The 19,567-nt window shown below is 73.4% G+C and carries 14 protein-coding genes; 6 read left to right on the forward strand and 8 right to left on the reverse strand.

What is annotated here, in order from left to right:
- From AC5L3X_RS28695 to AC5L3X_RS28705, 3 genes are read left to right on the forward strand one after another with little or no spacing between them, the layout of a single operon-like run.
- Positions 1 to 2,019 carry an acetyl/propionyl/methylcrotonyl-CoA carboxylase subunit alpha gene (locus AC5L3X_RS28695; RefSeq protein ID WP_494861032.1) on the forward strand — a complete coding sequence of 673 codons (2,019 nt, stop codon included), beginning with the start codon at positions 1 to 3 and terminating at the stop codon, positions 2,017 to 2,019.
- The gene (locus AC5L3X_RS28700; protein WP_494861033.1) at positions 2,019 to 2,930 is read left to right on the forward strand and encodes a hydroxymethylglutaryl-CoA lyase; all 912 of its coding nucleotides are present in this window, start codon (positions 2,019 to 2,021) and stop codon (positions 2,928 to 2,930) included. Before AC5L3X_RS28695 ends, AC5L3X_RS28700 begins: the two co-directional genes overlap by 1 nt.
- Positions 2,931 to 2,935: 5 nt before the next feature.
- Entirely contained in the window at positions 2,936 to 4,084 is a 1,149-nt protein-coding gene (locus tag AC5L3X_RS28705) for an acyl-CoA dehydrogenase family protein (RefSeq protein WP_494861034.1), read from the forward strand.
- 21 nt (positions 4,085 to 4,105) lie between these two features.
- Here AC5L3X_RS28705 and AC5L3X_RS28710 read toward each other — a convergent pair whose 3' ends face one another.
- The 5 genes from AC5L3X_RS28710 to AC5L3X_RS28730 are packed head-to-tail and all read right to left on the reverse strand — an operon-like array spanning position 4,106 to position 10,602.
- Entirely contained in the window at positions 4,106 to 5,017 is a 912-nt protein-coding gene (locus AC5L3X_RS28710; protein WP_494861036.1) for an oxidoreductase, read from the reverse strand.
- 46 nt (positions 5,018 to 5,063) lie between these two features.
- Complete coding sequence (locus AC5L3X_RS28715; RefSeq protein WP_494861037.1) at positions 5,064 to 5,831, reverse strand: hypothetical protein; 768 nt, start codon at positions 5,829 to 5,831, stop codon at positions 5,064 to 5,066.
- Positions 5,828 to 7,390: a serine/threonine-protein kinase gene (locus AC5L3X_RS28720; RefSeq protein WP_494861039.1), complete on the reverse strand. Its 1,563-nt coding sequence runs from the start codon at positions 7,388 to 7,390 to the stop codon at positions 5,828 to 5,830. The genes AC5L3X_RS28715 and AC5L3X_RS28720 overlap by 4 nt, the downstream gene beginning before the upstream one ends.
- 4 nt (positions 7,391 to 7,394) lie before the next feature.
- Complete coding sequence (locus AC5L3X_RS28725) at positions 7,395 to 9,002, reverse strand: serine/threonine-protein kinase (RefSeq protein ID WP_494861040.1); 1,608 nt, start codon at positions 9,000 to 9,002, stop codon at positions 7,395 to 7,397.
- A gap of 4 nt (positions 9,003 to 9,006) precedes the next feature.
- Positions 9,007 to 10,602 carry a serine/threonine-protein kinase gene (locus tag AC5L3X_RS28730; RefSeq protein WP_494861041.1) on the reverse strand — a complete coding sequence of 532 codons (1,596 nt, stop codon included), beginning with the start codon at positions 10,600 to 10,602 and terminating at the stop codon, positions 9,007 to 9,009.
- A gap of 89 nt (positions 10,603 to 10,691) precedes the next feature.
- Here AC5L3X_RS28730 and AC5L3X_RS28735 point away from each other — a divergent pair, with 89 nt between their 5' ends.
- Genes AC5L3X_RS28735 through AC5L3X_RS28745 form a run of 3 tightly spaced genes read left to right on the forward strand, consistent with a single transcriptional unit; the run spans position 10,692 to position 14,991 of the window.
- The gene (locus AC5L3X_RS28735; RefSeq protein WP_494861042.1) at positions 10,692 to 11,573 is read left to right on the forward strand and encodes a hypothetical protein; all 882 of its coding nucleotides are present in this window, start codon (positions 10,692 to 10,694) and stop codon (positions 11,571 to 11,573) included.
- A 44-nt stretch (positions 11,574 to 11,617) separates the two neighbouring features.
- Positions 11,618 to 12,052, forward strand: coding sequence for a GNAT family N-acetyltransferase (locus AC5L3X_RS28740; protein WP_189127075.1), 435 nt, complete (start codon positions 11,618 to 11,620; stop codon positions 12,050 to 12,052).
- Between the two features lie 44 nt (positions 12,053 to 12,096).
- Positions 12,097 to 14,991 (forward strand): helix-turn-helix transcriptional regulator, encoded by a 2,895-nt coding sequence (locus AC5L3X_RS28745; RefSeq protein ID WP_494861044.1) that lies wholly within the window; start codon positions 12,097 to 12,099, stop codon positions 14,989 to 14,991.
- Between the two features lie 2 nt (positions 14,992 to 14,993).
- Here AC5L3X_RS28745 and AC5L3X_RS28750 read toward each other — a convergent pair whose 3' ends face one another.
- From AC5L3X_RS28750 to AC5L3X_RS28760, 3 genes are all read right to left on the reverse strand, one after another.
- Positions 14,994 to 17,570 carry a hypothetical protein gene (locus tag AC5L3X_RS28750; RefSeq protein WP_494861045.1) on the reverse strand — a complete coding sequence of 859 codons (2,577 nt, stop codon included), beginning with the start codon at positions 17,568 to 17,570 and terminating at the stop codon, positions 14,994 to 14,996.
- Positions 17,571 to 17,653: 83 nt separating this feature from the next.
- Positions 17,654 to 18,583 carry a carbohydrate kinase family protein gene (locus tag AC5L3X_RS28755; protein WP_494861046.1) on the reverse strand — a complete coding sequence of 310 codons (930 nt, stop codon included), beginning with the start codon at positions 18,581 to 18,583 and terminating at the stop codon, positions 17,654 to 17,656.
- Entirely contained in the window at positions 18,580 to 19,506 is a 927-nt protein-coding gene (locus AC5L3X_RS28760) for a pseudouridine-5'-phosphate glycosidase (RefSeq protein WP_494861048.1), read from the reverse strand. Before AC5L3X_RS28760 ends, AC5L3X_RS28755 begins: the two co-directional genes overlap by 4 nt.
- Positions 19,507 to 19,567 lie beyond the last annotated feature (61 nt).

Below are 19,567 nucleotides of genomic sequence, written 5' to 3' on the forward strand. Positions count from 1 at the left end.
ATGACTCCTTCGCCGCACATGTTCGACCGGGTGCTCATCGCCAACCGGGGTGAGATCGCGGTCCGGATCATTCGCACGCTGCGCCGGCTCGGCGTCACCTCGGTGGCCGTCCACACCGCGTCGGACGCGGGCGCGCGCCACGTTCTCGACGCCGACATAGCCCTCCAGGTCCCGAAATATCTGGACATGGGGGCGATCGTGGCGGCGGCCGTCGAGTCCGGCGCCCAGGCCGTACATCCCGGATACGGCTTCCTCGCCGAGAACGCCGAGTTCGCCCGCCGCTGCGCCGAGGCAGGGCTGGTCTTCGTCGGCCCGCCGCCCGAGGCGATCGACGCCATGGGCGACAAGATCCGCGCCAAGGCCACCGTGTCGGCCGCCGGGGTCCCCGTGGTGCCGGGCGGCGCCGAGCCGGACGACGAGCTGACCGCCTGGGCCGACTTCCCCGCGCTGATCAAGCCGTCGGCGGGAGGTGGCGGTAAGGGCATGGTGCTGGTCAGGTCCGCCGCCGAGCTGCCCGAGGCGCTGGAGTCCGCCCGCCGTACGGCCCGCGCGGCGTTCGGCGACGGCACCCTGCTGATCGAACGCTACGTCGAGAACCCACGCCACATCGAGATCCAGGTGCTGGCCGACACCCACGGCAACGTCCTGCACCTGGGCGAACGCGAGTGCAGCCTGCAACGACGGCACCAGAAGATCGTCGAGGAGGCGCCGTCCCCGTTCGTGGACCCGGCGATGCGCGACCGGATGGGCACGGCCGCGGTGGAGGCCGCCCGCGCGGTGGGCTACGTCGGGGCCGGCACTGTCGAGTTCATCGTCGACGGCACGACCGGCGAGCACCACTTCATGGAGATGAACACCCGTCTCCAGGTGGAGCACCCGGTCACCGAGCTGGTCACGGGCCTCGACCTGGTCGAGCTCCAGCTCCGGGTGGCCGCCGGCGAGCCGCTGCCGCTCACCCAGGATCAGGTACGCCTCGACGGCCACGCCGTGGAGGCCCGCGTCTACGCCGAGGACCCCGCCCGTGGCTTCCTGCCCACCGGCGGCCCGGTCCTCGCGCTGCGCGAGCCCGAGGAGGTCCGGGTCGACTCCGGGTTGGCGGAGGGCGGGGTCGTGGGCAGTGAGTTCGACCCGATGCTGGCCAAGGTCGTGGCCTGGGCGCCCGACCGGGAGGCCGCGCTGCGGCGGCTCGACCGAGCACTCGGCGAGACCGTGATCCTCGGCGTCACCACCAACATCCCGTTCCTGCGCGCCCTGGTCACGCACCCGGCGGTCCGGGCGGGCCGGCTCGACACCGGGCTGGTCGAGCGGATCCTGCCCGACCTGCTGCCGTCGGCCGGAGTGCCCGCCGAGGTGCTGGCCGCCGCCGCGCTCGTCTTCCACGCCAGGCCGCAGGGCGGTGATCCGTGGGACGCCACCGACGGCTGGCGGGTCGGCCGGCCCGCCTGGACGACCTGGCGGCTGGAGGCCCGCGGCGGGCTGCACGCCGTCCAGGTCCGCGGCCTGCCGGAGCGGGCGGCCGAAGTACGTCCCCACGACCTGCCCGGCGTCCCCGGCTCGTCCGGCGCGGACGCCGAGGGGGTCGTTCCGGAGGGCGCCGGCGGCGGGCGGGGCGTCCCGGCCCGGATCAGGCGCCACGGCGACACCCTGACCGTCACGCTCGGCGGCCGTGCCGAGCACTACGCCCACGTCCGCCACGGCGACACGCTCTGGCTCGGCAGGGGCGGCGCGGCCTGGGCCGTCACCCGCCACCGCATCGGCGATCCGGGCGACCGGCCCGGCGCGGCCGGGGCCGGCGACGGCGTGGTCAGGAGCCCGATGCCGGGCACCGTCCTGGTGGTCAAGGCCCAGCAGGGCGAGCGGGTCGGCGCGGGCCAGCCGCTGCTGATCGTGGAGGCCATGAAGATGGAGCACACCGTGACGGCCCCCCTCGACGGCCTGGTCGCCGAGCTGCGCGCGCAGGCGGGCCAGCCGGTCGACATGGACGCAGTCCTGGCCGTGATCACACCCGAGGAGGCGTGATGAGCGTGCCGTACCCGATGGCGGGTCTTCCTCGGCACGTCACCGTCTACGAGGTCGGGCCCCGTGACGGGCTGCAGAACGAGTCCGCGATCATCCCCGTCGAGGTGAAGGCGGAGTTCATCGGCCGCCTCGCCGATGCCGGGCACAAGGTGATCGAGGCGACCAGTTTCGTCCACCCGAGATGGGTCCCGCAGCTGGCCGACGCCGAGGACCTGCTGACCGGGCTCGACCGGCGGCCGGGGATCCGCTACCCGGTGCTCGTGCCCAACGAGCGCGGTCTCGACCGGGCCCTGGCCCACGGTGTCGAGGAGATCGCCGTGTTCGCCAGCGCCACCGAGACGTTCGCCGCCAAGAACCTCAACCGCGGCCTGGAGAGCCAGTTCGACATGTTCGAGCCGGTCATCGCCAGGGCGCTGGAGCACGGCGTCAAGGTGCGCGCGTACGTCTCCATGTGCTTCGGCGACCCCTGGGAGGGGCACACGCCCATCGCGCAGGTCGTCGCGGTCGGCGAGCGGCTGCTCGGGCTCGGCTGCCACGAGCTGTCGCTCGGCGACACCATCGGCGTCGGCACGCCCGGTCACGTGACCGCCCTGATCGAGGCGTTCCGCGACCCCGACCGGCTGGCCGTGCACTTCCACGACACGTACGGCCAGGCGCTCGGCAACACGCTGGCCGCGCTCAGGGCCGGCGTCACCACCGTCGACGCCTCCACGGGCGGCATCGGCGGCTGCCCCTACGCCGAGTCGGCCACCGGCAACCTCGCCACCGAAGACCTCGTCTGGATGCTGCGCGGCCTGGGCATCGAGACCGGCCTCGACCTCGGCAAGCTCGTGGCCACCAGCACCTGGCTGGCCGAGCGGCTCGGCCGCCCCAGCCCCTCCCGCGTCGTCCAGGCCCTGTCGAAAGGCTGACACCCATGTTCACCAGCGAGCTCAGCAGCGAGTACGAAGAGCTGCGCAAGACCGTCGAGGCGTTCGCCCGTGACGTCGTCGCCCCGGTGATCGGCGACTACTACGAGCGCGAGGAGTTCCCGTACGACATCGTGCGGCAGATGGGCGCGATGGGCCTGTTCGGGCTGCCCATCCCCGAGGAGTACGGCGGGATGGGCGGCGACTCCTTCGCCCTCTGCCTGGCCCTGGAGGAGCTGGCCCGCGTCGACTCCAGCGTGTCGATCACCGTGGAGGCCGCGGTGTCGCTGGGCGCGATGCCCATCTACCGCTACGGCACGCCGGCCCAGCGCGCGGAGTGGCTGCCCCGGCTGACCTCGGGCGAGATGCTCGGCGCGTTCGGACTGACCGAGCCCGGCGGCGGCTCCGACGTGCCGGGCGGCATGCGCACCACGGCCGTGCTGGACGGCGACGAATGGGTGATCAACGGCACGAAGGCGTTCATCACCAACTCCGGCACCGACATCACCGGCCTCGTGGCCGTCGCCGCCCTCACCGGCGAGCGGGAGATCTCCACGATCCTCGTGCCGAGCGGCACCCCGGGGTTCACCGTGTCGAAGAAGTACTCCAAGGTCGGCTGGAACGCCTCCGACACCCGTGAGCTGTCGTTCTCCGACTGCCGCGTGCCCGCCGTCAACCTGCTCGGCGAGCGCGGCCGGGGCTACGCGCAGTTCCTGCGCACCCTCGACGAGGGCCGCGTCGCCATCGCCGCCGTCGGCGTCGGGCTCGCGCAGGGCTGCGTCGACGAGTGCCTGCGCTACGTCAGGGACAGAAAGGCGTTCGGCCACCCGATCGGCCACTACCAGGCCATCCAGTTCAAGATCGCCGACATGGAGGCCCGCGCCCACACCGCCCGCCTGGCCTACTACCACGCGGCGGCGAAGATGCTGGCCGGGGTGCCGTTCAAGAAGGAGGCGGCGATCGCCAAGCTGGTCTCGTCCAACGCGGCCATGGACAACTCCCGCGACGCCACGCAGATCTTCGGCGGCTACGGCTTCATGAACGAGTTCCCGGTCGGCCGCTTCTACCGCGACGCCAAGATCCTGGAGATCGGCGAGGGCACCAGCGAGGTCCAGCGCATGCTCATCGCCCGTCAGCTCGGCCTCGGCGACCTCTGACCCGCGCCGCGAGGGGTGCGGTCAGTCCGCGGCTCCGCCCGGCTGAGGCGACTCGAGACGGGCCAGTTCGTCCTCCGTGAGCCGCAGCGCACCGGCGGCCACGTTGGCGACCAGGTGATCCGGATTGCCGGTGCCCGGGATGGCCAGCACGTGCGGCCCGCGCCGCAGCGTCCACGCCAGCCGGACCTGCGCCGGCGTGACGCCGTGGGCGCGGGCGACGGCGAGAACCTCCTCACTGTCGGTGCCATTCGCGCCCGCCGCGCCTCCTTCGCCGGCGATCGCGAAGAAGGGCACGAACGCGATGCCCTGCTCGCCGCACGCCTGGAGGAAGTCGTCATCGCCGGCGCTGCGGGAGTCGAGGCCGTACCGGTTCTGCACGCAGACCACCGGCGCGATGGCCCGCGCCTCCGCGAGCTGCTCCTGGCCGGCGTTGGAGATGCCCAAATGCCGGATCAGCCCGGCCTCGCGCAGGTCGGCCAGCGCGCCGAAATGTTCGGCGATCGGGCCGGGACCGCTGAGGCGCAGGTTCACCACGTCGAGGTGGTCACGACCGAGTTGACGCAGGTTCTCCTCGACCTGGCCGCGCAATTGCTCTGGCGCGGCCCAGGGCAGCCAGGCCCCCGAAGGATCCCGGCTCGGGCCGACCTTGGTGGCGATGACCAGATCGTCCGGGTACGGGGCCAGCGCGCGATTGATCAGCTCGTTCGCGGAACGCAGCCGGGAGAAGTAGAACGCGGCGGTGTCGATGTGGTTGACGCCGAGCTCGATCGCGCGCCGCAGCACCCTGATCGACCGGTCGCGATCGCTCGGCGTGCCGAGGTCGAAGGCGGCGCTGCCGGTCAGGCGCATCGCGCCGAAGCCGATCCGGTTGACGGTCAGGTCGCCGAGCTCCCAGGTGCCTGCAGCCGCCGCATTGATCGTCTCTGAGGTCATCGCAACTCCTGCGTGTGAAGATTCGGGGTGGGAATGGCCGAAACGGTCAGTCACTGAGCTTGGCGGCGATCGCCGTGGCCATCTCCAGCGCGCCCTTGGTGAGCCTGCCCGACGGGTCCTCGGGGACACGCCGCTGGTAGACCACCTGGATCACGGCGTTGCTGACCCGTACGCCGACGGTCGCGGTGGTCGGGCCGTTGCCGGTGCCGCCGGGCATGGTGAAACGGGTGGTCCAGGAGGAGTCGCCGACGGGCGGGTCGGCGGGGGTGGAGTCGCGGGCCAGCAGTATGGCCTCCCGCCGCTGCGCCACGTGCTGTTCATGCGCCGCCGCCACATCGCCCGGGAAGACCTTCACGTACACCCTGAGCTGGAACGACATGTTGTCCGGCAGGGAGGCTCCCCGGGGCAGCGTGGACCATTCGCACTCGTCCGCCCGGATCTGCGACTTGTCGTCGGGATAGAGCGTGAGTTTCTTGACCAGGTCCTCGTCGGCCAGCGCGCACGGGTCGGCCTCCTTCGTGATCGTGGCCGGGCCGGTCGGGACGGGTTCGCTCGTCGGGGACTGCTCGCTCGGCGACGGATCGGGCGCGGCCGTCGCCGCCTGTGACGGCGGCGTCGCGACCGGAGTGGCCGAGCGAGCCGGCTCGGGCTCGCGGGTGAGCAGGAACACGACGGTGAACAGCATGAGCACGACGACGGTCATGGCCGTGCCCAGGATGACGGGCGTCACCCGCAGCCCCGGCCGGGACTGCTGGGTGGGAGCGGTGCGCTGCACGGCCACGGTCGGGGACTGGTCTCGCTGGTTGGGGTTCATGAAGCCTTCTGGAGGGTGTCGGCCACCGCGCGGGCGGTCGTGACTGCGGTGTCGCGGAGTTCCTCGGTCACCTTCGTACGCTTGGGATGGCTGACCTCGATCTGGACGATCACGTTGCTGACGCGCATCCAGACGGTGGTGGTCGAGGTGGTGGTGATGCCCGCCTCCTTGTCCTGGGTGGCGGCCTCGTCGCCCGCGGACACGCGCCTGGTGCGGCCGACCGTCACGGTCTGCGCGCTGCCGGCGGCCGCGTCGCGGGACTTCACCGTCTGGGCGAACGTCCGCCTGGCCGCCGCGACCTCGTCCGCGCGTTTGACCTTGAGGGTGATCGAGGTGCTCTCGAGCAGGCCGAGCGAGCCGACGGACCAGTAGCACTCGCTCTCGTCGTACATGCGGGGCTGGCGGGAGCGGGAGCCGGGGAGGATGTCCTCGGCCTGGTCCTCGTCGAGCAGCTTGCAGGCCCTGGGTGGCTCGGCGAACCTGCCGTCGCCCCTGGCGGCCGGCGACGGGGAGGCCGTGGTGGTGGCCGGCGGCGGGGTGGCCGGCCCGGCCGACACGATGGCGGGGGAGGGGGGCGTGGTGGCTGTGGTGGTGGCCGTCCTGGCGGAGGGCGATCCGGTGCCGCTGAGCAGGACGACCGCCGTGACCGTGGCCGCCGTACCGGCTGCCAGGCCGCCGAACAGCAGGCCGGTATGTCGCGGGCGGGCCCGCACCGGAACCGTGACAGCGGCTGCCTCGCGAGGGCGGCGGCCGGGCAGCGGCGTGGCCAGCGTCCGCAGGTGCGCCGCGACCGCGTGCGGGTGCGGCCGGGCGGCCGGGTTCTTGTCGAGCATGGCCAGCAGCAGCCCGCTGAGCGGGCCCGCGTTGACCGGTGGCGGCGGTGGCTGGGTGAGCACGGCCGCGATGACCGCCATCGTCGAGTCGCGGTCGAACGGCTGCCTGCCCTCGGCGGCCAGGTAGAGGGCCGCCGCCAGCGACCACAGGTCGGCGGCCGGGCCGGCCGGCTCGGCCCGCAGGTGCTCGGGCGCGACGTAGCCGGGAGACCCGGGGACGTGCCCGGAGGCCGCGTGGGCGGCGGGCACGTCGGCGGTGTGCGCGGCGATGCCGAAGTCGGTCAGCACCACCTCACCGGCGTCGGTGATCATGATGTTGCCCGGTTTGACGTCCCGGTGCAGGATGCCCCGGCGGTGCGCGGCCTCCAGCGCGTCGAGCACCCGCAGGCCCACCGTGGCCACCTGGCCGACCGGCAGCGGGCCCTGTGCCTTGACCAGGTCGCCCAGCGAGCGGCCGGCGAGCAGGTCCATGATGATCCACGGCTGCCCGTTCTCGGAGATCACGTCGTGCACGGTGATGATCGAGGGATGGCTGAGCGACGCCGCCGCGCGGGCCTCACGCAGCGTGTCGACCAGCGCCTGACCCCGGTCCTCGCCCGGCGGCAGGCGTACCTCCTTGACCGCGACCTCACGGTGCAGCAGCTCGTCGCGGGCCCGCCACACCGTGCCCGCGCCGCCCGCGCCGAGCGGCGCGAGCAGCCGGTAGCGTCCGGCGATCATCCTCATGGCGTCAGGAGGCCTTGGCGTCGAGGCCGGCCACGAGCCACTTGGCGGCCTGGGCGGCCTTGTCCCGCAGGGCGGGGTCCTTGGCCACGTCGCGGGTGAACCGGAACTCGCCCACCATGTTGCCGGTGCGGAACATCACCTGGACCTCGAACTCCTTGCCCCTGCCGAACCGGGTCTTGGTCACCTCGTAGGCGATCGCCTCGTCCCCGGCGCCGGAGATCTCGAAGACCTCGCCCTGCGTCTCGCCGGAGCCGCCCCTGCCCGCCTTTTCCTCGGCGGCCTTCCTGGCCCCGGCCACGTGCTCGTGGGCCAGGGTGCTCTCGTAGCCGTCGCCCTGCTGCGGATAGAGCCAGAGCGTGAGGTAGAGACCCAGCTCCTTGCCCTTCGCGGGCAGCCCGGTGGTGCCCCAGGTGCACCTGAAGGACGGATCGAGCGACGAGGTGATGTACGGGCCGACCAGCTGGGTGGCCTGCTGCCTGCTGAGCAGCACGCAGGGCCGCGGCATCTTGGAGAACTTGCCGGGCGGCAGCGTGGCGGCCGGGGAGGCACTGGGAGCGGGTGACTCGGTGGTAACGGCACCGGTCGGGTCGCCGGTAGGGGCGTCGGTGGGGTCGCCGGTTCGCGGGCTCGCCGTCGGTGCCGCCACCGTCGGCTTCGGCTCCGCCCGGGTGGCGGACGACGACGTGGTCAGGATGAGCGTGACGGCGGCCACGAACGCCACCACCACGGCGGCGGCCGAGCCGAACGCGGCCGCGCGCGGCACCACCCACGCGGCCGCGGGCGAACTCACGGTGGCCACCGGCTGCCCGGTCGCCTTCTCCAGCAGCCGGCGGACCGTGCGCGCGTCGGGCCGGTGCGCCGGGTCCTTCGCGAGCAGGGCCATCAGCAACGGGGCGAGCGCGCCCGCCCGTCGCGGCGGCGCGGGCGGCTCGGTCATCACCGCGCCCAGCGTGGCCATCGCGGTGTTGCGCTGGAACGGCTGCGCCCCCTCGACCGCCGCGTAGATCGTCGCCCCGAGCGAGAACAGGTCGGACGGAGGGCCGGGCACGAGGCCGTCCGTCAGGCACTCCGGCGCGGCGAACCCGGCCGTGCCCACCGGCGCGGCGCCCTGCTGGGCCGTGCCGGCGGGGGCGGCGATGCCGAAGTCGGACAGCAGGACACGCCCGTCGTCGGCGAGCAGCACGTTGCCCGGTTTGACGTCGCGGTGCAGCAACCCCCGCGCGTGGGCGGAGGCCAGCGCCGACAGCACGAAGAGCCCCACCGAGGCCGCCCACGCCGGCGACATCGGCCCGCCCGTCTTGACGACCTGGTCGAGCGACCGGCCACGGACCAGCTCCATCACGATCCACGGCTCGCCGCCGTCCTCGACCACGTCGTGCACGGCGACCACGGCGGGATGGCGGATCCCGGCCGCCGTGCGAGCCTCGTGGAGCAGGCGATGGCGCAGCGCGGCCTGGTCGCCGGGGGAGAGGCCGGTCGGGAGCAGCACCTGCTTGACGGCCACCTCCCGGCCGATGGTGACGTCACGCGCGCGCCAGACGATGCCCATGCCGCCCCGGCCCAGTTGGTCGAGCAGCTCGTAGCGGCCGCCCACGAGTCGTGGTTGGTTCATTGCCTCACTCCTGGCCGTCTAGTGCTTTGGCGAGTCGCCGCGCGGCGTCGCGCGTCGCCGCGCGCAGTGCGGCGTCCTTGCCGATCTTGTCGGCGTTGACGTGGCTGACCTCGACGTTGATGTTGCTCAGCCGGAAGACCAGCGTGATGTGCTCGGGATGCCCGTCGGGGTTGACGAGTTCGTAACTGAACGCCTCGTCGCCGATCCCCTTCAGATCTTGTACGTTGCGGCGGGGCTGCGTGATGGGTTTGGCCAGACCGATCTCCGGCCAGCTCCAGGTGATCCTGGAGCCCTCCCCGCCGCGGCTGTTGCGGGAGTTGGCGTACTGCTCCTCGGCGTCCTCGACGGCCCCGCTCCACTGGTCGGGGAGCTGGCTGTTGGACAGCACCCTGACCTGGAGTCCCTTGCCGCGGGTCGTCCACTCGCAGGAGTCAGCGCCGCTCTTGCCCTCGCCCGTGCCCGGGACGAACCGCCCGGCCTGGCGGGTCGTGAGCAGGGTGCAGAGGTTGACCGCCGCGGTGAACCTGGCGGTCTTCTCGGGTTCCGGCGTGGGTGCCGTGGTCGTCTCCGCCGGGGTCGGCGCGCTCGTCGGGGCGGTCGTCGGGGCCGCGGCCGGTGTGGACGCCTGCCGGGGCGCCGGTGGCTGCTGGTCCGGCCGCAGGGCGACGAACGCGACGGCCGCCGCAGCGGCCACGACCACCACCGCGCCGGCCAGGATCGGCGCCCGGCCGGTCCGCCTGGCGGGCGCGAGCGGGGCCAGCGCCTGCCCGCCCTCCGCGACGCGCCGCAGCATCTGCTCCGCGGCCTGCGGGTCCGGCCTCTGGTACGGCTCGCGGGCCATCATCGCCATCAGCACGGGGCCGAGATGACCGGCCCGCTGCGGTGGCCTCGGCGGCAGGGTGAGCGCGTCACGCAGCACCGACAGGGGAGAGGTGCCGGTGTAGGGCGCCTGGCCCTCGACGGCGGCGTAGAGCGTGGCCGCCAGGGACCACAGATCGGACTCGGGCCCGCCGCGTTCGCCGCGCAGCCGTTCGGGCGCGATGAACCCGGGCGAGCCGATCAGCAGGCCCGACTCCGTGATCGTCGCCTGGTCCTCCAGGCGGGCGATGCCGAAGTCGGTGAGGATGACGCGGCCGTCGTCGCTCAGGTACACGTTGGCCGGTTTGACGTCACGGTGCTGGATGCCGCGCGCGTGCGCGACCGAGAGCGCCTCCAGGACCCGCACACCGAGCCCCGCGACGCGCTCGGGCGCCCAGGGCCCCTCGGCGGCCACGGCCTCCTTGAGATCGCGGCCCCTGAGCAGCTCCATGACGATCCACGGCCTGCCGTCCTGCTGCAGCACGTCGTGGATCGTGATGATCCCGGGATGGCGCAGCTGGGCGGCGGCCATCGCCTCGCGCATGGCACGCTGGAGCGCCTCGGCCCGCCCGGCCTCGTCCAGAGACTGGGGTAGCAGCACTTCCTTGATGGCCACCTGGCGATCCAGCAGCTCGTCGTGAGCCAGCCAGATCGTCCCCATGCCTCCCTGGCCGAGCGCGCGTAACACTCGGTAGCGGCCTGCGATTTTCGAAACCCCCTGTCCAGGCACGCAGGAGACCATAGTGTTTGTTGCTCCAAGTTCGCTATATTTCGGTGCTTGACACCTGAAACAGGCATCTCATTTGCCATAACCGAACATAGGGGGTGGCCATGATAGGAGCTCCGCAGGCACCGCCGGTCCCTCCCGCCTCCTACTGGCCGGACGCCGGGGGTGAGCGTCCCGCGACGTCGAAGGCGCCGGGGTGGGCCAAGGGGATCCTGGCGGGCGCCGCCGCGGTGGCGGTGCTCGGCGGCGGGCTCATCGCGGTGCGCGACGCCGGTCAGGGCACCCCGCCGGTCGCGCTGTCCACGCCACCGCCCACGGTGGACCTGCCCTCCGCGCTGCCGTCCGACGGCCCGCCCACCGCCTCCGAGCAGCCCACGTCGGCCGGCTCCGAGACCCCGGCGGCCACCTCGACCTTCCCGGCGCTGAAGGCCGTGCCCGAAGTGTGCGACCTGCTCCCGGCGAGCCTGACCACCCGGCTCGCGCCCAAGTCCGAGTCGGCTCCGGGCGTCCAGAAGGACGGCTACGGCGCCCTCCGCAAGGGCTGCGAATGGACCCCGCAAGGCAAGAACATCAAGAACGGCTACCTCGAATGGCGCAGCATCTCCCTGGCCGTCAACGTCTGGCCCACGGTCGACGACGCCAGGGAGGACGCCGAGTCCAACTTCCGCTCGATGCGCGACATGGCCGGCACCAAGGAGGAGAACCCCGGCCTGCAGTATCTGAGCACGTACGGTGAGATGAGGACGTTCGAGGGCGTCGGCGACGAGGCGCACGCCATGTACACGGGCAACCTCAAGGGCACCACGAACGTCTGGACGTACGTCGTCATGGGCAACACCACGATCAACGTCCGCTACCACGGCACCGACAACGAGGGCGGCGAGATCCTGGCCCGTGGTGGCGACACCAGGCCGGTGCCCGAGGACGTGCTCATGAAGGGCGCGGAGGAGATCGTGAAAGAGGCGGTCAAGGCGCTGACGAGCTGAGCCGGATTGGACAGGGCATGAAGCACGATTCAGGGTCACAGGTCATGACGTGTGACGACCTTCTCATCAGAAGGGCCGAGCAGGCCGACGCGGATGAGGTGTTCGCTCTGGCCAGGGAGTTCGGGCTGACCTTCAGCCCCGAGCGCGAGGCGTTCGACCGGGCGCTGCCCCAGCTGCTCCGCAACGACGACGCCCTGCTGCTCACGGCCGTGGTCGGCGGCCAGGTCACCGGCTACCTGCTCGGATTCGTGCACCTGACGCTGTTCGCCAACGGCCCGGTCGCCTGGGTGGAGGAGGCCATGGTGCGGACCGGGTCGCGCAGGCAGGGGATCGGCCGGTCGCTGCTGGAGGAGTTCGAGAAGTGGGCCCGCTCGCGTGAGGCCGGCTACGTCGCGATGGCCACCCGGCGGGCGCCGGAGTTCTACCACGCGCTCGGCTACGAGGCGTCGGCCACGTTCTTCCGCAAAGTCCTGCGCTAAGGGGCGCGCCGCGTCCCTCCGCGCCGGGGTGGCATCCTTGGGGCGTGACCATCCACCCGGTGAGCCCCCTGTTCGTCGGCCGGTCCGACGAGCTCGCCGCGCTCGTCGACGCCCTGGCCGCCGCCCGCGCGGGAGCGTCCTCCACCGTGCTCATCGGAGGCGAGGCGGGCGTCGGCAAGACCCGCCTGATCAAGGAGTTCGGTTCGCTCGCCGGTGACGCCCTGGTCCTGTCCGGCGGCTGTCTCGAACTCGGCACCGAGGGGCTGCCGTTCGCGCCCTTCTCCGCCGTGTTGCGCGGCCTCGTGCGCGAGCTGGGCGGAGACGGCGTCGCCGCGCTGGTGCCCGGCGGCGACACCCGCGGCCTGGCCCGGCTGCTGCCGGAGTTCGGCGAGCCCGACCGCGACGGCTCCGATGCCCGTGCCCGGCTGTTCGAGCAGGTGCTGGGCCTGCTGGAGCGGCTGGCCGAGGACCGGCCGGTGGTCCTGGTCGTCGAGGACGCCCACTGGGCCGACCGGTCCACCCGCGACCTGCTCACGTTCCTGGTGCGCTACCAGCGCTCCGACGCCGCCCTGCTGATCGCCGTCACCTACCGGTCCGACGAGCTGCACCGCACCCACCCGCTCCGCCCGCTGCTGGCCGAGCTGAGCCGCGTCGACTGGGTGACCAGGCTGGAGCTGCGCAGGCTCACCCGCCGGGAGGTCGTCGCCCAGGCGGCGAGCATCCTGGAGCGCGAGCCGTCGACGTCCGCCATCGACCTCATCTACGCGCGCAGCGAGGGCAACCCGCTGTTCGTCGAGGCCCTGCTCAGCGAGGCCGGCGGCGACGAGTCACTGCCCGAGTCGCTACGCGACCTGCTGCTCGCCGGCGTCGAGCGACTGCCCGAGGAGACCCAGGAGCTGATGCGGGTGGCCAGCGCCGGTGGCCAGCACATCGAGCACGACCTGTTGTCCGGCGTGGCCGGCCTCGACGAGGCCGCGCTCTCTCGCGCGCTGCGGCCCGCGGTGGCGGGCAACGTGCTGGTGGTCGACGGCGAGGGCTACTCCTTCCGCCACGCCCTGATCCGTGAGGCGCTGCACGACGACCTGCTGCCGGGCGAGCACATCCGCCTGCACACCCGCTTCGCCCAGGCGCTGGAGCGCGACCTGTCCGTGCTGCCCGCGCCGCGCGGCGCGATCGAGCTGGCCCACCACTGGCACGCCGCCCGCGACGCCGACTGGGCCCTGGTCAGCGCCTGGCACGCCGCCGCCGCGGCGCGCAGGTCCACCGCCTACGGCGAGCAGCTCCGGATGCTGTCCCGGGTGCTGGAGCTGTGGCGGCAGGTGCCCGACGCCGAGCAGCGCATCGGGATCGACCACGTCGGCGTGCTCCGCCAGGCGATCACCGTCGCCCACCTCGCCGGCGAGTTCGAGCGTGGCCTGACCCTCGCCGGCGCCGCCCTGGCCGAGGTCGACCGTGCCGCCGACCCCATCAGGACCGCCCGGCTGCTGCGCCAGCGCGGGCTCGTCCGCTACGACCTGAGCCGGCCCGGCTATATCGACGACCTGCGCGAGGCCGCCGCCCTGCTGCCCGACGGAGCCCCCGTCAGGCTCCGCGCCCAGGTGCTGGAGAGCCTCGCCCGGATGTTGCACGCGCCCGGCGACCGGCCGGAGAAGCTCCAGGCGGCGGGCCACGCCGCCGAGCTCGCCCACACGGCCGGTGACGCCCCGGTCGAGGCCAACGCGCTGATCACGCTGGCCTGGGGACGCTACCGTTACGCCGAGATCGACCGGCAGGTCGAGGCGTTCGCCGAGGCGCGGCGCATCGCGACCACGTCCGGCTCCTACAACGCGCTGATGCGGTGCGCGATCTCCGAGTCCGACGCGCTGGAGGGCGCCGGCCGCCACGAACAGGCGGCCCGGGTGGCCCGCGAGGGCATCGCCGAGGCCGAGCGACACGGTTTGGCCCGCACCTCGGGCGCGTTCCTGGCGATCAACCTGGCCGAGCCCCTGGTGTCGCTCGGACGCTGGGACGAGGCGCTGGAGGTCGTCGACCACGCACTCGACCTCGTGCCGCCGCCGCCGATCCAGGCGAGCCTGCAGGGGCTGGCCGGCGACCTCGCGCTGGCCCGCGGCCAGATCGAGTCGGCCGAGCGGTTGTGGGCCAAGTCGCGCGCCGTCCTGTCGCGTGGCACGTTCCGCGACCAGAGCGTGCTGCCGCACGTGCGCAGGGAGTTCGAGCTGCTGCTGGCGGGCGGCCGGGCCGACGACGCGGGCGAGCTGGCCGCGCGCACCCTGCGCGAGCAGGACCTGATGGCCAGCCCGCGTTACTCGTGGCCGCTGCTGGTGACGTTCGCCCAGTTCGGCGGGCCGCTGCTCGCGGAGCTGCGGTCGCTGGCCGGGCGGCTCGGCGTGGACGGCGATCTCCAGCAGGCCCAGCGCCTGACCTTCGCCGCCGTGGCCGGCCCGGAGTCCGGCGGCGACGAGGCCGCCGACCGGCTCAAGACCCTGGACGAGGCCGTGGCCGCCTGGGCGGCGCTGCGCCAGCCGTACGCGGAGGCTCGCGCGCTGGCCCGTGCCGCCCAGGCGGCGCTGGCGTGCGGAGATCGGCAGCAGGCCGCCAGCCGGCTGACCCGGGCCCGTGAGTTCGCCGAACGACTCGGTGCCGCGCCCCTGCTGGCCGAGCTCGACGGCATCGCCCGGCGCGCCCGCATCGCCCTCGCCGACGGGGCTCCGGTCGACGGCCCGCCGCTGGGGCTGACCGCGCGTGAGCTGGAGGTGCTGCGCCATGTGGCGGCCGGGCACAGCAACCGGGAGATCGCCGGTCAGCTGTTCATCGCGGTCAAGACCGTCAGCGTGCACGTGTCCAACATCCTGGCCAAGCTCGGCGTCGCCTCACGGGGTGAGGCCGCCGCCACGGCGCACCGCCTGCGCCTGTTCGAGGACCTCGACGGGCTCGCCTGAGGTCAGCCCGTGAGCTGCGCCTCCAGCCGATAGCCGTCGACCGTCACGTACACCTGGTCGCCGGGGCGGGCGTTGAGGCGCATCAGCACCGGTTGCAGCGAGTCGAAGACCGGCTGGTGCCCCTGCCAGACCAGGACGATCGCGTTGTCTCCCGGGCCCGTCACCGACAACAGGGTGCCCGGGCGCATGCCGAGCTGGGTGGCGTAGCCCTCCGGCACCGGCACCGGGCCGCCCCGCAGATGCTCGGGCGTGACCTCTATGCGCTGCCAGCGGCGCGGGTCGGACGACGGGCTCGGCAGCGGAGGCGGCGGGGTGGACGGGGCGCCGGCGAGGCTGGGAAGGATCGGCGAGCGCCCGCCCGACAGGGCCGACAGCGTGGCCAGCGCCGCCGACGGGTCGATCGACCCCGCCGGGGCCGCGGGGATGGGCTGTCCGCCGCGGTGGTGGTGGCCGTTGGCGCCGGGAGTGCGGCGCGGCAGCGGCTGGGCCGGAGCCTGGGAGGAGGCCGTGGGGTGCGCCGCGGACTCCGGCGGCAGGGCGTCGAGCCACGCCTTGGCCGAGTGGGCGCGGATGCCGAGCTCGCTCAGCACCTCCACCACGTCGACGTCGGAGGTGCGGGTCGCGAGAAGCTGCCGGGTGCGGTCCTGCAGCCGCTGCAGGTCGCCGATGACCAGCCAGCCGTCCTGCAGGCGGCGGTCGGGCATGAGCGTGACGAGCACCCGCCACAGCGGGGTGCGCAGCGACGGCACCATCACCGGGTGCGCCGGGTCGGCGCCGATCAGTTGCTCCTCCGTGGCGGCGGCGCCCAGCCACTCCGTCAGCCGGAACATGTGCCCGGTCACCGGAGCCGACTCCGACGAACGCAGCCAGTGCAGCACGCGCTCCTCCGCCGTGCGCTGGGCCTGGGAGAGCACGTCGCGATCGACGAGCATCTTGTGCGCCAGCGTGCGCAGGCTGATCGGGTCCTCGGCGAACAGCCGGTGCACGGCGACGGCGAGCTCGAGTTTGTCCAGGCTGCGGAAGAGGCTGTCGACGACCCGGACCATCGCGTGGTCCGTGTCGGACAGCGGGGGCGTGGCGGCCTGCTCGGTGGTGCCGCCGTAGGCGCCGGCACCGCTCACGCTCGGCAGCGGGCCCGTGTGGGGCGCGCCGGACAGCCCGTTGGGCGTGCCGGCCAGCGGGTCGGCCTTCTGGCGGTCGCCGGTCGGACGCTGCGGGAGGCCGTTGGACTGGGCGGGGAAGGATCCGGTCTGTCGTGCGGCCCCTCCTTCACCCTGTGCCCGGAAGCCGCCGGTCTGGGGGGCGGGGCCGGGTTGGGCCGGGAAGCCGCCGGTCTGGGGTGCCGAGCCGGGCTGGGCGGGGAAGCCGCCGGTCTGGGGTGCCGAGCCGGGCTGGGCGGGGAGGCCGCCGGTCTGGGAGGCCGAGTCGCTCCGCGCGCCGGATCCGGTTGACGGCGCCGATCCGCTCTGTGAGTCGGAGCCGGGCTGCGCCGCATAGCCGCCGGTTCGCGGGCCCGAGGCCGGCTGGGCGGGGAAGCCGCCGGTCTGGGGGGTCGCGCCTGGTCGCGCCGGATAACCCCCGGTCTGTGGCGTGGATCCGGGCTGGGCGGTGGCACCGGTCTGGGACGCGGAGCCGGGCACAGCGGGGAGGCCGCCGGTCTGGGATGGGGAGCCGGGCAGTGTGGGGATGCCGCCGGTCTGGGATGGGGAGCCGGGCTGGGCGGGGAAGCCGCCGGTCTGGGACGCGGAGCCGGGCAGGGCGGGGAAGCCGCCGGTCTGCGGGCCGCCGTCGGGCTGGGCAGCCTGGGCGGCGTGTCCGCCGGCTCGGGACGGGGCATCGGATCGGCCGGGATAACCGCCGGTGCGGGGTGCGCCCTCGGGCTGCGCGGGATAGCCGCCGCTTGACGGCTGGGCGGTGAACGAACCGGACTGAGGGACGCCCCGGGCCGGGAGCCCGGCCGCTGGAGAGGCGGCGCCGGGCTGGCCGGAGAAGGAACCGGTCTGGGGAGTGGCTTCGGGGTGGGCCGGGCCCGTCGTGCCCTGGACGGCGGCTCCCTCACGCTGCCCGGGAACGGTGCCGCGCGGGAGCAGGGGGCGGGTGGCCTCCGGGTGTCCCGTGGATACGGGCGAGACGGCGGCGGGGCGGGACGCGTCGAGCTGGAGTTGGAGCTGGCCGAGCACCTCGCGGAACACCGCGCCGATCACGACTTCGGGAGAGATCGAGGGCGTCACCAGGTCACCGGGGGCCAGGCGGCGCAGCCGATGCCAGCCGCCCAGGCCGGTGACCGCCGTGCGGGTGGCCTCGGGCCAGCCGGGCATCGCCGGGTCGACCTGGTGAACGGTGAGCGCGGGCAGGAGGTCGGTGAGGGGCAGGTGGTCCCAGCGGGAGGCGGCCAGGCGGGCCAGCCGCTCGCAGATCCAGTCGAGCCCGGCCGTGCCGAGGGCCCGCGACAGCGCGAGCGACGACCACCAGCCGGTCGGCAGCCGCGGATCGCCCAGTGCCTCCGCGACCTGCTGGGGACGGCTCCAGCGCAGGGCAGGGACCAGGTCGCTCAGGCAGATCGATGACTCGACGTCCATCGGCGGACCTTATCCTCCCCAGAGTGAGCCGCGTTGCTAGGAATTACGCATGTGGCTAATGGTGCAGCCTACGCGGCAAGCTATCAATCGGTGTGAATAGGGTAAAGACGGTTCACTTCCAAACCGTATCGTGGCCGACCGCCCACCAGGGCCACGCATGTGGCACCTGCCTGACAACCCGCCTGCAGAGCTGCCGCTTCGTCGGCGCCCTTGAGAAAAGCTGTGAGATATCCGGCTGCGAACGCGTCTCCGGCTCCGGTCGAGTCTACGACCTTGGCGGGCGACGCTTCGGCAGTAGCGAGGATTCGCCCTCCTGTCGCCACCGCGGCGCCTTTGGATCCCAGCTTCACGACGGCGGTGCCGTACCTGTCACTGAGGAGCTCGGCGGCGCGCTCCGGTGACGGGGCGCCGGTGAGCAGGAGGGCCTCGTCGAGGTTGGGGATGATCAGGTCGGCGGCGGCGGTCTCGCGCAGGAACCGGTCCACGCCGAACTCGCGCAGCGGGCCGGTGGAGGCCGGGTCGACGCTGATGCGGGCACCCGTGGCCGCCGCCTCGGAGATGGCCAGCCTGGCCAGCTCCAGCCCCGGCTCGGCGAAGAGGAGGTAGCCCGACAGGTGCAGCCGGCCCACCCCGTCGAGCAGGGACGGATCCCAGTCGTCGACGGAGATGCGGCCGCCCGCGCCGCGGTTGGTGAGCATGGAGCGTTCGCCCGACCCGTCGACCATCGCGATGACCACGGCCGTGGGATGGGCGGGGTCCACCCTGACGTGCGGCCGGACTCCCGTTCGGGCCAGCTCCGTCGTGTGCCACTCGCTGCTGTCGTAGCCGAGTCTGGCCAGCAGTCGCGCGTCGGCGCCCAGGTGGGCGGCCCAGGCGGCGGTGTTGGCGCCCGAGCCGCCCGGCCGGAGCGCGATGTCCGCGGCGGTGTCGGTGCCCGCCAGCACCGGAGCGCCGTGGATCGCCACCACATCGGTGATGACGTCGCCGATGACGAGCAGACCCCCGCCGGTCACCGCTCTGCCCAGCGGAGCGCGATCAGCGCCGCCAGGGCCGTGTTGCCGCGGACCGCCGCCAGATTGGCCTCCAGCGAGGCTCCGCCCGTGCCGCGCACCAGGTAGCCGAGCAGGAACGGGGTGATCGCCTGCCCGGTGACGCCCTCGCGCTCGGCCGCGGCGAGTGCCTCGGCCAGCACGCGGTCGTGCAGGACGGGGTCGAGCTGCTGGTCCACCGGGACGGGGTTGGCCACGATCAGCGCGCTCTCCTGGCCGCCGAACGAGTCCTGGCCGCGCATGATCGCCGCGGCCTGCTCGGGCGACTCGATCCGCCAGTCGATCGGCTCGCCGGAGGAGTGCAGGTAGAAGCCCGGGAACGTGTCCGTACGGTAGCCCGCCACGGTCACGCCACGGGTCTCCAGGCGCTGCAGCGTCGCGGGCACGTCGAGGATCGACTTGACGCCGGCGCACACCACGGTGATCCGGGTGCGGGCCAGGGTGTCGAGGTCGGCCGACTCGTCCTGCTCCTGGGTCCAGCCCCGGTGGACGCCGCCGAGCCCGCCCGTGGCGAAGATCCGGATGCCGGCGCGGGCGGCCAGGAACGAGGTCGCCGAGACGGTCGTCGCGCCGCTCGCCTTCAGGGCCGCCGCCACCGGCAGGTCGCGCTGGCCCAGCTTGCGCAGCCCCGGCTCGGTCGCGACGCGCTCCAGCTCGGCCTCGTCCAGCCCGACGCGGGCGACGCCGTCGAGCACCGCGATCGTGGCGGGCACGGCGCCCGCCTCCCGGACGATCCCCTCCAGCTCCCTGGCGACCTCCAGATTGCGAGGCTGCGGCAGGCCATGGGAGATGATCGTGGACTCCAGCGCCACCACCGGCGCGCCCGCGGCCAGGGCCTCGGCGACCTCGTCGGACTGCTGGAGTATGGGGTCTGCGGTGTCGCGCATGTGGGTCCGGTGCTCCTCATGTGATCCGGTGTGAATCCAGATAAATAGCGTGCCTAAGTGT

The organism is Nonomuraea sp. CX421, assembly GCF_059358955.1.